9 protein-coding genes are annotated in these 13081 nt (G+C 44.9%); 3 read left to right on the top strand and 6 right to left on the bottom strand.

The genetic code is table 11. The annotated features are described in order from the left end of the window. Nucleotides 1–48: 48 nt before the first annotated feature. Nucleotides 49–2223: a catalase/peroxidase HPI gene (katG, locus tag AACV32_RS02125; RefSeq protein WP_170894852.1), complete on the bottom strand. Its 2175-nt coding sequence runs from the start codon at nt 2221–2223 to the stop codon at nt 49–51. 304 nt (nt 2224–2527) lie between these two features. Then, nucleotides 2528–2848: a DOPA 4,5-dioxygenase family protein gene (locus AACV32_RS02130; RefSeq protein WP_019281185.1), complete on the bottom strand. Its 321-nt coding sequence runs from the start codon at nt 2846–2848 to the stop codon at nt 2528–2530. Nucleotides 2849–3227: 379 nt separating this feature from the next. Here AACV32_RS02130 and AACV32_RS02135 point away from each other — a divergent pair, with 379 nt between their 5' ends. Next, nucleotides 3228–5114: a BCCT family transporter gene (locus AACV32_RS02135; RefSeq protein WP_170894853.1), complete on the top strand. Its 1887-nt coding sequence runs from the start codon at nt 3228–3230 to the stop codon at nt 5112–5114. Between the two features lie 95 nt (nt 5115–5209). Here AACV32_RS02135 and AACV32_RS02140 read toward each other — a convergent pair whose 3' ends face one another. Further along, nucleotides 5210–6100, bottom strand: a complete 891-nt coding sequence (locus tag AACV32_RS02140; protein ID WP_170894854.1) for a LysR substrate-binding domain-containing protein — start codon at nt 6098–6100, stop codon at nt 5210–5212. 105 nt (nt 6101–6205) lie between these two features. Here AACV32_RS02140 and AACV32_RS02145 point away from each other — a divergent pair, with 105 nt between their 5' ends. Both AACV32_RS02145 and AACV32_RS02150 read left to right on the top strand, forming a co-directional pair. After that, entirely contained in the window at nt 6206–7465 is a 1260-nt protein-coding gene (locus AACV32_RS02145; RefSeq protein WP_170894855.1) for a D-amino acid dehydrogenase, read from the top strand. A 298-nt stretch (nt 7466–7763) separates the two neighbouring features. After that, nucleotides 7764–9308 (top strand): alanine/glycine:cation symporter family protein, encoded by a 1545-nt coding sequence (locus AACV32_RS02150; RefSeq protein WP_017049427.1) that lies wholly within the window; start codon nt 7764–7766, stop codon nt 9306–9308. 92 nt (nt 9309–9400) lie between these two features. Here AACV32_RS02150 and AACV32_RS02155 read toward each other — a convergent pair whose 3' ends face one another. The 3 genes from AACV32_RS02155 to thiD form a co-directional block, all read right to left on the bottom strand. After that, nucleotides 9401–10009 (bottom strand): acetate uptake transporter, encoded by a 609-nt coding sequence (locus AACV32_RS02155; protein WP_010320388.1) that lies wholly within the window; start codon nt 10007–10009, stop codon nt 9401–9403. A gap of 179 nt (nt 10010–10188) precedes the next feature. After that, nucleotides 10189–11877, bottom strand: coding sequence for a chitinase (locus AACV32_RS02160; protein WP_170894856.1), 1689 nt, complete (start codon nt 11875–11877; stop codon nt 10189–10191). 280 nt (nt 11878–12157) lie between these two features. Continuing rightward, nucleotides 12158–13015 carry a bifunctional hydroxymethylpyrimidine kinase/phosphomethylpyrimidine kinase gene (thiD, locus tag AACV32_RS02165; protein WP_017049424.1) on the bottom strand — a complete coding sequence of 286 codons (858 nt, stop codon included), beginning with the start codon at nt 13013–13015 and terminating at the stop codon, nt 12158–12160. Nucleotides 13016–13081 lie beyond the last annotated feature (66 nt).

A 13081-nucleotide genomic window follows, 5' to 3' on the forward strand; every position in this document is an offset into this window, starting at 1 on the left:
GCCCTCGCTAAGAGGGCCTTAATATCAAGATTACTGAGTGAAGAGGGTTTACAACACGTCGAAGCGATCGGCGTTCATGATTTTGGTCCAAGCAGCGACAAAGTCTTTGACGAACTTCTCTTTGTTATCGTCCTGCGCGTAAATTTCAGCGTATGAGCGCAAAATGGAGTTTGAGCCAAACACCAAATCAACACGAGTCGCTGTCCATTTTGTTTTACCGCTCTTACGCTCAACCATATCGTAAGAGTTACGGCCTGTTGGCTTCCAAGTGTAATTCATGTCGGTGAGGTTAACGAAGAAATCGTTAGTCAACGCCCCAACACGGTCTGTCAATACACCATGTTGACTGCCGCCATAGTTTGTACCGAGCACTCGCAATCCACCAATCAATACGGTCATTTCTGGGGCGGTCAGGCGCAATAGTTGCGCTTTATCTAACAGCATCTCTTCTGGGTTAACCACGTAATGTTTCTTTTGCCAGTTACGGAAACCATCCGCCAGTGGCTCAAGCACATCAAACGATTCCACATCCGTTTGTTCAAGCGTTGCATCACCACGTCCGGTAGTAAAAGGCACAGTAATATTAACGCCTGCCGCTTTGGCCGCTTGTTCAACACCGACGTTACCCGCCAAAACAATGGTATCGGCGATGCTAATACCCGCATCAGCAGCAATTTTATCCAGAACAGCCAACACTTTGCTGAGTCTTTCTGGCTCATTACCTTGCCAATCTTTTTGAGGAGCCAAGCGAATGCGCGCACCGTTAGCGCCACCACGTTTATCGGAACCACGGAAAGTACGAGCACTATCCCATGCGGTGCTGACCATCTCACTGATGCTTAAGCCGCTGGCCGCTATTTTTGCTTTTACTGCATCCACATCATAATCTTTACGACCTGCGGGGATGGGATCTTGCCAAATGAGATCTTCTGCCGGAACATCAGGGCCAAAGTAACGCGCTTTAGGCCCCATATCACGGTGAGTAAGCTTAAACCAAGCTCGCGCAAACACTTCAGAGAAATACGCTGGGTCTTTGTAGAAACGCTCTGAGATCTTGCGATATTCAGGATCCATCTTCAGCGCCATATCGGCATCGGTCATCATAGGGTTATAACGAATGCTTGGGTCTTCCACATCAACCGGTTTATCTTCCTCTTTGATGTTGATTGGCTCCCACTGCCACGCGCCAGCAGGGCTCTTCGTCAGTTGCCATTCGTAGGTAAACAACAGGTGGAAGAAGCCGTTATCCCACTGGGTTGGGTGCGTAGTCCATGCACCTTCAATACCACTAGTGACGGTATTACGGCCAATGCCACGACTGGCATGGTTATTCCAACCCAAGCCTTGTTCGTGCAAGTCCGCCCCTTCAGGATCTGGCCCTAAGTTCGCAGCGCTACCATTACCATGCGCTTTACCCACCGTATGCCCACCCGCTGTCAGCGCCACGGTTTCTTCATCATTCATTGCCATGCGCTCAAAAGTGACGCGCATGTCATGTGCGGTTTTAAGCGGGTCTGGATTACCGTCAACGCCTTCAGGGTTTACATAAATCAGGCCCATCATCACGGCAGCAAGCGGGTTTTCTAGATCACGCACACCGGAATAGCGGCTATTTTCTCCGCCACTTGGCGCTAGCCACTCTTTTTCTGAGCCCCAATAAGTGTCTTTTTCTGGGTGCCAAATATCTTCACGACCAAAAGCGAAACCAAAGGTTTTAAGCCCCATGGATTCATAAGCCATATTACCCGCCAAGATCATCAGATCCGCCCAACTGATTTTGTTGCCGTATTTTTGTTTGATTGGCCACAATAAGCGACGAGCTTTATCTAAATTGGCGTTATCAGGCCACGAGTTAAGCGGAGCAAAACGCTGGTTGCCAGAGCCCGCACCACCGCGACCATCTGCAATTCGGTAAGTACCCGCGGAGTGCCATGCCATGCGGATCATCAAACCGCCGTAATGCCCCCAGTCGGCAGGCCACCACTCTTGGCTATCGGTCATTAGTGCTTTGAGATCTTTTTTCAAGGCATCAACATCCAATGTTTTTAGCGCATCGCGGTAATTAAAATCCGCCCCCATTGGGTTGGTTTTCACGTCGTGCTGGTGAAGAATGTCAAGATTCAGTGCTTTTGGCCACCAATCCATGTTCGATAGTTCAGCAGAGGTTACTCCGCCGTGCATGACAGGGCATTTACCGCCCGAATTCATACCTTTATTCTCCATTGCGTTCTCCTTGCTTCGCATTACTGCGGCTATTTAAGTGTGCTTGATTTATTCTAAAAACACTCAGCACGGTCGATATTGGCTGAACATTCACTGTATTAAATTCAAATGCAACAAAACTTAGAACAACATCATGTATATACAATAACAACGAGAGGTGATGAGCCTGCGGTCACGACTTGTTCGAAAAACCTTTTTCTTCAAAACCTTGCCACGATTATTGTTTCTGCTGCGTTCTGTACAGACTAGACAAGATGAGCATTAAACACTAATTCACTGTGGCTATTAATTTGATAGGCATCCTCTAACGCAATACGGCTAAGTTCACCCCTAAAGTCTCTCCTAACCACAGAACTTGCCCCTGAGAATGGTCATACCTATCGTCTCCAGAAACCGGATGGATTAACACGCTAAGACCTTCCCGATGTTCATCTAGCCACTCAATAAATCCGTGGCTATTGTCAGCAAGGTGTACTTCAAACATCGGCTTTAAGTGCGGGCCAACAAGCCTTGGTACTAAGCCAAACATGGCTTGTACATCATGTCGTTGTTGGGCAATTTTTTGTTGTACGCGTTGTGCTTTCGCTTGATCTGCGAGATCAAAATAAACATGGGCATGAAACATAAAATAACTCCTCTTGATTTTTAAGCAGTGTACTACGCCAAAAGAGCATAGAAACCACAACAAATTTGCTGATGATTTTCAGCTAATTTGAATATACCGACGCTATTTAGCCTATCAGCACGGCCATATACCTTATTACTTATACTGATTAAAACGTTAAAGACTTATAAGATGACCGAAATAAAAGGTTAACAGAACAGTCATTCCATCCAATGAATAACCCTGCCCTTACTTATTTATTCACCAAACATATATTACAAATATAATGAGTCGTTACCATATGAAATTCTAATTGTCATAATCAGATAAGCTCATAGTATTGCTCTCCAATTTACGAGACTTTTTGCTCTTTCTCAGCAAATGGATATTAGAGAATTTTATGAAAAAACACTTTGAACTCATCGACAAACCCACTTTTTTTGGTGCGCTTGCTCTACTGTGTTCAGTAATCGTGCCGCTGTTGGTTTGGCCAACACAAGGGGAATACTGGATCAGCGTCGCCAAAACCTTTATGACCGATAAACTAGGGTTTCTCTATCTTGGACTTGGTTTAGCGGCTTTTTTCTTTATGATTTACATTATCTTCAGTGATATTGGCCAAATAAAACTTGGTGATGCTGACGACAAACCTGAATTTGCAACGGGATCATGGGCCGCCATGCTATTTTGTGGGGGAATTGGAGCCAGTATTTTATACTGGGGCACCATCGAATGGGCATACTATTATCAAAATCCTCCCTTCCAATTGGAAGCGGGCAGTGAAGAAGCAATCCGCTGGGCTGCTACATATGGCATTTTCCACTGGGGGCCAATAGCGTGGTCCATATATCTTATACCTGCTCTGCCGATTGCCTATTTCTTCTACGTACGTAAGCAGCCAGTACTGAAAATATCTTCAGCATTAATGCCAGTAATTGGTGAAGCGAGAAGCTACGGAAAATTAGGTAAATTGATTGATGTTTTGTTCATTTTTGGTTTACTCGGTGGTGCAGCAACGACCCTTGGTTTAGCAGCTCCGCTGATTAATGAAGGCATTAGTTACTTATTTGGAATCCCCTCTACCACCACCAGCCAAATTGGGGTCTTACTACTGTGTACGGCATTATTTGCTTATTCGTCCTACAAAGGGATGGATGACGGAATTAAGGTTCTGAGTAACATCAACTTCTGGGGAGCATTAGCGCTGTTGGCCTTTATTTTAGTCGCAGGCCCAACGATCTTTATATTGGAAACGGGCCTCGACTCTATTGGTCGTATGCTGTCAAATTTCTTTATCATGGCTACATGGGCAGAACCATTTGGTGGATATGGCTCATTTTCAGATACTCATTTCCCACAAGATTGGACCATTTTTTATTGGGCATGGTGGTTAGTATTTGCACCTAGCATGGGCTTATTTGTTGCGCGAATTTCTCGTGGTCGCACTATTAAACAAATGGTCGCAGGTTCCATTTTCTTTGGCTCGATGGGCTGTGCACTCTATTTTATGGTTCTTGGTAACTATGGATTATCGTTGCAATTAACGGGGCAGCTGGACGTGGTATCGATTCTAAATCAACACGGCGCCACTAAAGCGATTTTTGCCATACTTGAACAACTGCCAATGAGTACCATAGTGATTGCCGTTTTCACTATTTTATGTATCATTTTTACGGCAACAACTTTTGACTCCATCTCATTTATTTTAGCTTCTGTGGTGCAAAATAATGTGACTGAAGATCCTCTACGCTGGAATCGTCTATTTTGGGCATTCGTACTATCCTTTATGCCTTCGGTTTTACTGTTTATGGGGGGGCTCTCAACCCTACAAACAGCAGCCATCGTCGGTGGTTTGCCATTACTCATCATTGCTGTAATGTTAATGATTTCAGGGATCAAAGCAGCAACTCTAGACTTAGCCCACCAAGAAGGCTACGAAGATCCAGTCATCAATATCGAAGATTTCCCTGATGTAGACCCTTGGTCAAGAGAGGGAATGGCATTAGCAAAATTCGAACGCTTAAAAGATGAAGCAATGACAGCGGCAGAACAAGAAAGAGAAAGCCTAGCTGCAATCTGGAAGTTGAAGAAAGTGATTCGGTTAGAAGCACTGGCACGTGGTGAGAATGGTTTAGAACTTGGGGAAGCTCCTGAAGATCAATTAACAGAGATACAAAGTCTAACAGAAGCAGTAATGGCTGCTCGTGAGCATAAACTACAAGCCTCAGAGGCAGCACAAGCAGCAAGAATTGAGTTTAATGAATTGCTCAAAGAGAAAGAACAATAAGCTGACTCTTCAGACACCATATTAACTTAACTGTATGAAATCGCCCTGCACTTCGGTTAAGGGCGATAAATTCTAACAAGTCACTTTTTCTAAACTTAAGTTTGTTGATTAAGCCAGCGAATAAACGCCGCAATACAATCATTTTTTCCGTTATGTATCAGATAATAGCCCGCATTTGCTTTGAGCGGTTTAAAGGGGGAAACCAAACGCTCTGTTTCTAATTCATTATCAATCAATGCCATTCTAGCCATCGCAACTCCAACTCCGGCTTCTGCGGCCGACATCGCCATATCAGTACGATTGAAAAAATGACCTTGTTGAGTCGCTATGTCTACCCCCATTTCTGACGCCCAATAAAGCCATTCGTAATCTCGCGACGCATTTGCCCACGGCATAGCATCATGCAGTAGCACGACACCATTCCAGCTTTCTTGCTGATAATGGCTATGCTGTAATTGTGGATGAGCTTGCAGGTAGGCTGCGCTCATCACTGGTAGCAGGTACTCTTCAAATAGCAGTTCCGCGTTCATTTTTTTGTAGGGCAATGGACCATAATCAATCGCTAAGTCGTAGTCTCGTCGGTCACTGTCTACCAGCGCTCCCTCAGCGAATATTTGAATTTGGATATCTGGATGTTTTCTATGGAAGTTTTCTAGACGAGGTACAAGCCATTTAAATGCAAATGATGGGGTTGACTTCAGTTTGATTTCGTTAATATTTCGACTTTGATTAAGATAGGCAATAGTACTTTCAATATCTTGAATATTCTGCTTCACCACTCTAGCAAGAGTTCGTCCTTCGTCAGTTAAGCGAATGCCACGAGAATGCCGTTCAAATAGTTTAAAACCGATCTTCTGCTCTAACAGGATAAGCTGCTGACTAATAGCTCCTGTCGTTAAATGTAAACTCTTTGCTGCTTCACTAAAACTGTTGTATTGCGCCACTTTCACAAATGTCGACAATATGGATAAGGTATTACCTTTCATCGCTTTTGCTTATAGATATTCTAAACACTGGTGATAATTTATATCGATTGTTAATAAAAGGTAAAGCAATAAAACTACGTGCAACAACTATCTTAGGAGCAAGTAATGGACGTGATCGTCTTAGGTAGCGGCGTCATCGGGCTAACCAGCGCATGGTATTTATCACAAGCGGGCCACCGAGTAACGGTGGTGGATCGCCAATCACAAGGTGCAAAAGAGACCAGTTTTGCTAACGCAGGGCAAATATCTTATGGCTACTCTTCCCCTTGGGCTGCACCCGGCATCCCACAAAAAGCATTAAAGTGGCTGTTTGAAGAGCATGCACCGTTGAAAATAAAACCGTCTATCGACCCACAGCTGTTAGCGTGGATGGGTAAAATGTTATTGAACTGCCAGCAGGATCGTTACAACATCAATAAAGTCCGAATGCTGGCGATTGCCAATTACAGCCGCGTTTGTTTGGCTGACCTGAATCAGCAACATAACCTGCAATATCAAGGCCGTCGGCTTGGAACGTTGCAAATATTTCGCAGCGAAAAACAGCTACAAGCGGTACAAAGGGACATCAAACTACTCGAGCAAAGTGGGATTAGTTATCAGCTTCTTGATGTCGATGGGTGCATTAAGCAAGAGCCGGGGCTTGCTCTTGTACGCGATAAATTGCGAGGTGGTTTGTACCTCCCCGACGATGAAACCGGGGACTGCTATCTGTTTTGCCAACAATTAACAGAGCTCGCGAAAAGCCGTGGGGTGCAATTTCTGTTTGATACACAAATAAAAACATTAACCACTGAAGGCAAAAAGATCATCGCTGTCCAAACCGATAAAGGTGAGCTAAAAGCAGACAAATATGTCGTCGCACTCGGCAGTTACTCTACCGCTTTACTGGCGACATTGGGTATCTCCATTCCTGTTTATCCAGTGAAAGGATACTCACTAACGCTGCCGATTGTCGACGCCGAACTGTCCCCACGTTCAACGGTAATGGACGAAACATATAAAGTGGCCATCACTCGTTTTGAGGATCGAATTCGTGTCGCGGGCACGGCAGAGTTAGCCGGGTTTGATCCTGCCTTGCCTGATGCGCGCAAAGCAACCATTGCAAAAGTCGTGACCGATCTCTTTCCTCAAGGCGGTGATTTAGCACAAGCTGAATTCTGGACAGGCTTTAGACCAATGACGCCTGACGGGACCCCGATTATAGGCTCCACTCCATTTGAAAACCTCTACACCAATACCGGACATGGAACCTTAGGGTGGACGATGGCTTGCGGATCTGGACAGCTTCTTGCCGACATTGTCAGTGAGCAAACTTGTGCTTTACCAATTCATGAGTTGAATCTCTCTCGCTACCTCACCAACTAGTCACAATAGAAAATGCTTATTATTAGCTAAACCTTAGTGGAAAGTTATTATGCATAATGATTCATCCGAGAGAATTTAATTTCCAACCTTTCGGGTGACCAACCCATATGCGCTGAAATTTTAGCCAATTCTAATTAACCCACCTATTATTTAACATTTCATTAGCATTTTGTGTTCCTCATCACGCTAACGATTATTCACAGACAAATAAATTAACATCTAAGTTACAAAAAGATTAATATGTTGCCCACAAAGCAAACACAACACTCACCAAAACTACTAAAACAGGGAAATGCATATGCAGTCATTTGTTGATTTTCTGAATGGAATAATCTGGAGCCCGGCGCTAATTTATTTATGCCTTGGTGCGGGTTTATTCTACTCAATTGTGACCCGATTCGTTCAGGTCCGTCACTTTTTTGAAATGTGGCGACTTCTTCTTTCCGGAAAAAGCTCAACCAAAGGGATATCCTCTTTCCAAGCTTTGGCCGTTTCACTTTCGGGACGCGTCGGTACGGGTAATATTGCAGGCGTAGCCGCAGCAATTGGTTTTGGTGGCCCTGGTGCTATTTTCTGGATGTGGGTAGTGGCCTTTTTTGGTGCCGCGACTGCTTATGCTGAGTCAACTCTGGCACAAATTTATAAAGAAGAAGATGAAGGTGAATTCCGTGGTGGCCCCGCTTATTACATCGAAAAAGCGATGGGACAAAAATGGTATGCATGGATCTTCGCCATTTCCACCATCTTTGCCTGTGGTGTGCTTTTACCTGGCGTGCAATCCAACAGCATTGGTAATGCCGTAGAAGCGGCTTTTGGGGCTGGCCCAATCATTGAAACCACTATCGGTAGCTTCACTTTTGCTAAGATTTTTACTGGTACCGTAGTGTCAATTATTTTAGCTTTCATCATCTTTGGTGGTGTTAAGCGTATCGCTAACTTCACACAGGTCGTGGTGCCATTTATGGCTTTGGCCTATGTCATTACTGCGTTTGTTATCATCCTGCTTAACATCAGTGAAGTACCACGTATTTTTTCCATGATCATTGGTGATGCGTTCACACCAATGGCAGGTATTGGTGCTGCGATTGGTTGGGGGGTAAAACGAGGTGTTTACTCAAACGAAGCAGGCCAAGGTACTGGACCGCACGCTGCGGCTGCCGCGAGTGTTGATCACCCAGCGCAGCAAGGTTTAGTGCAAGCATTTTCTATCTACATTGATACTTTGCTGGTCTGTTCCGCAACCGCGTTCATGATTCTGATCACTGGTGCTTATAACGTACACGGCGGCGCAGAAGGTGCATTTTTAGTACAGAACATCGCGGCGGATATTAGTGCCAATGGCCCAGTATTTACCCAAATGGCGATTGAGAGCGCACTACCGGGCGTGGGTAAACCTTTTGTTGCGTTTGCTCTGTTCTTCTTCGCCTTTACCACGATTTTGGCATACTACTATATTGCTGAAACGAATATTGCTTACATTCGCCGCACCTTTAAAGTCGATGGCCTGATGTTCCTTCTTAAAGTAGTGATCATCGCAACGGTATTCTACGGCACAGTGAGAACCGCGAACCTTGCTTGGGCAATGGGTGATGTGGGCGTGGGTTTGATGGCGTGGCTAAACATAGTCGGGATTTTGATCATCTTCTTTATGGCTAAACCAGCTATTGCAGCACTCAAAGATTATGAAGAACAACAAAAACAAGGTGTCGATGAGTATCTTTTCAACCCAGTAAAACTCGGCATTAAGAATGCGACATATTGGGAAGGAAAATATAAACGCAAAACGGGACAAGAACCAACCGTAGAAGAAAGCTCCGTGGGTGTTGAACAACCATCATCCTAACGGATTAGCTAAGCTCATCAGCAAAAAGCATTCAAGGTAAACGTAAAAAGGGTTAGCAAACGCTAACCCTTTTTCTTTTTCATCAACCCGTATTAGGCTGCGATTTCTTGTGTCGTCAACTTTTCGACAACAGCGTTTTGCGCTTTCTTTTCACCAATCGGTAAAATAACACGACCATATTCATTATTCAGAACTTGAGCCATTGCAAAATAAATCGCACTTGCGCCACAGAAGATGCCTTCAAAGCCAGCAATCGTGCCGATAAGCTCGCTACCAGTGAAATCACGCGCAGCTAGTAAAGCAAATAGAATGGTCAGTGAGCCGAATACCACTTGTTTAGCGCGTGGGTAGCACAATGAACCGATAAACATGAAACCAGTGAAAATGCCCCACAACGCTAAGTACCAACCCATAAAGTGAGCAGGGCTTGCTGGTAGTCCCATGTATGGCATGACAATCAGGCCAACCAATGTGAGCCAAAATAGGCCGTAAGAGGTAAACGCTGTGGTGCCAAAAGTGTCACCACGTTTGAAACACATGATACCCACGATGACTTGACTTAAACCACCGTAGAAAATACCCATCGCCAAAATCATAGAGTCGATAGGGAAAAAGCCTGCGTTATGGATATTAAGCAGGATAGTCGTCATGCCAAAACCCATTAGGCCTAGCGGCGCTGGATTGGCCAATTTAGTAGACATTCGCGAGTACCTTAAAAAATGTTGATAAAAATTACGCGCGGATTTTAGTGGAGTAGCACACAAAATGGAAAGAACGTTAACGAAAACTAAGATTGTAAATTTAACCACTTGACTGTTCAAAAAGAGAGCGGAGCAACCGAATTCGATCGTGCTGCTCTCCTTTTGCTAAATGTTACTCTCTATTGACAGTTTATTTCATCCCAAAACCAGTTACTTTGCGTGGGTGATTCCCATACTCCGGGGTTATTTTTAGCCATAAAACACTTTCCATTATGCGTAATTTTATCGCCATTTTTTGCAACAGTAACCCCTGCAACCCAGCTTGAAAAATCACTGCTTGGTGGCGTAGGCTCTGGCGTGACGGGCGGTTCTGGCTCATTGACCACTGGTGGTGGCTCAACAGGGTCAGGTGTTGTGGGCGCTGTTGGTTCACCTGTAATAAGCTTCCAAGGATCACCTTGAGTGGGTTCATTACCTTGTGACCACCACTTAGCTTCATAAGTAGCGCCTTTATAGCTCACCTTATCGCCCGTGTTGTATACCTTTGTTGCTTCCCAGCCGACGATGCCATCGACTGGCGGCTCTGGTGGCGTACCGGGATCAATCGCATCCACAACACGCACTTGGGGCCAGCTAGAATGTGAACCATAAAAGTTAGTCACACATTTTTCGTAATCACCAGCAACAAGGGCTGAATACGCGGTTTGGAAACCAACCAGTTCACATTCAAACGAGTAGCCACCTGGGCGATCAGAGTAATATTTCCAATTACCATCCCAGTTGGTATACAACACATCCGTCGCACCGTTCAAATTTAAGCTACCGTAAGGCGTTTGCTGCCAACAGGTATTCTTTTCATCTGACTCAATCGGTATTTGATAATGATCCGCTAGCCCTTCCCAGTAGCGAATGCGATTAACCGGTTGACCTTTATCTTTGTTCTGTTCACCGCACTCAATGCCGCCATTGATAACGTTAATTGTGGTGCCAAAACCATAGCCAATACCAGCATCGCTTTCACGTTGCGAAGGTGTCCATGTACGGTCAATTACGTGCAACATTGCCGGTTTCGGTGCTTGAGGTGTTAAGAAGAACCAAATCGCTGAGGCTAAATTCAACCAAGAATCTGCTACTAATCCGGGGTTATTGAGCAGTACTTTGGCATCACCATCAAACATCACTTCAGAAAAAGCGCCATAGTTGAAATGGTAAGAGAGCTGCTTCGCGCCACGACCAAAATAACCTTGCCCGGCGGCGCACGGCCAACGAGCATTTTGCCAATCATTTTGGCTACAACCGGTTGTGTAGCCACTTTGCCCTTCAGACCAACCCATTTCACGCACATGAACTAATGCTTGCTGCCATTCTTCAAGCCTATTCGGGTTATCAGATACGTTGTCTTTCGCAATGTGACCACCCGTTTCTTGTGAGAAATGGGCAAAAGCCGTCACAATGGATTTTTTACAAATTGCGTCTGAATCTCGACCATCCGTATATTCGCCACAAAATGCGGGGAATTTGCCAATTGCCCGTAAGAAGCGTGTGTAGGTGTATTCGGGAGCCGCCATTTGAGTTAAGAAATCCCACTCGTACTGTGGAAAAACTCGTTCAACACGCTTGACGTTTTCAGGGTTAGAACTTAAACCCGGTACTATTGCTTCAACAATCGCATTCGAACGCGTTTCTAGTGCTTTCGACCAGATGGCATACATAGGATCCGCTGTTTTGGCTTTTTCTACCGCTTGTAGCTCTACTTTAGAGACAATATAACCCGCGGAATTTTCAGGGTCAGGTAAGATATTTAACGCGTAACTGTTTGCGGCTAAGACACTGCTAATCAGCACGGCTAAATGCTTTTTTTTCAACATATCAATCCCTTATTTTTTGCTTAGTGGGTACGGTGAAAATAGTATGGATAGCCGAGCCATTGTTGACAGTGAAACTTATTAATTAAATGTCAAAATGCGAGTGGTTTCATCATGATGTAAACCAATTATCGTACGGCGACATCGCCCTTTGAAGGCAAGTCGATAAATATGAAAAAGCCTCAAAAAAGCTTGAGGCTTTTAGAGTTCAATCTATTTTTCATCAGGTTAAGTGAACAACCAATGCCTCAAATTTCTCAAGCATCATCGCACCGGCAATGGCTTAGCGCACATGAGCGTGGCCAGTAAAAAAGTGATGAACTGGGCCGCGACCTTGGCCAACATCCAGTTCATCGGCATAGCCAATGGCTTGCGATATGTACTGCTTAGCCAAATACACGGATTTGTGCAGGTTATTTCCTTGAGCAAGATAAGAAGCGATCGCAGAAGAGAGCGTGCAACCCGTCCCATGGGTATTTTGGGTTGGAAAACGCTTCGCACTGAGTAATTCTGACGAAGATTGCATGATCAAAAGATCGTTGCTGTTTTCATCTTGTTCTAAATGCCCACCTTTTAGCAGCACCGCCTTTGCACCCAACGCTCGTAAATCAGCCACCATACCGCTCATTTCGACTCCAGATTGAGGAACCGGCTTGCCAGTAAGTACTGCTCCCTCAAATAAATTGGGGGTAATGATGTCAGCCAAAGGGATCAACATTTCTTTTAATGTACTGATTGCCGATTGCTCAAGTAATAAATCACCACTGGTCGCCACCATCACGGGGTCTATCACAAGGCTCTTGGGTTGGTATTGCTGCATTTTGTTGGCAACGATCTTGATGATACTGGCATCGGCTAGCATGCCAATTTTAACGGCCACGATCTTCAAGTCGCTAAAGACGGCATCTAACTGGCTTTCGATATGATCAAGTGGAATGGGGAAAATGGCGGAGACGCCTTGAGTATTTTGTGAAGTAATGGCGGTAATAACGGAACATGCGAAACTGCCGGTTGCCGATATCGCTTTGATGTCGGCTTGAATACCTGCCCCTCCACCGCTATCAGACCCTGCGATAGTGAGTACAACAGGTATGTTTAATACCGTCGTTTCTTGTGTGTGTTTCTGTATTGGTTGTGCCATGGTCGCTCCTATGACAAGACATACAGGAACTGACTTTGACCGTGGTTTGGAAAGTTCGGTAATCGA

This window comes from Vibrio sp. B7 (assembly GCF_963888765.1).
GTDB classification, from domain to species: domain Bacteria; phylum Pseudomonadota; class Gammaproteobacteria; order Enterobacterales; family Vibrionaceae; genus Vibrio; species Vibrio anguillarum.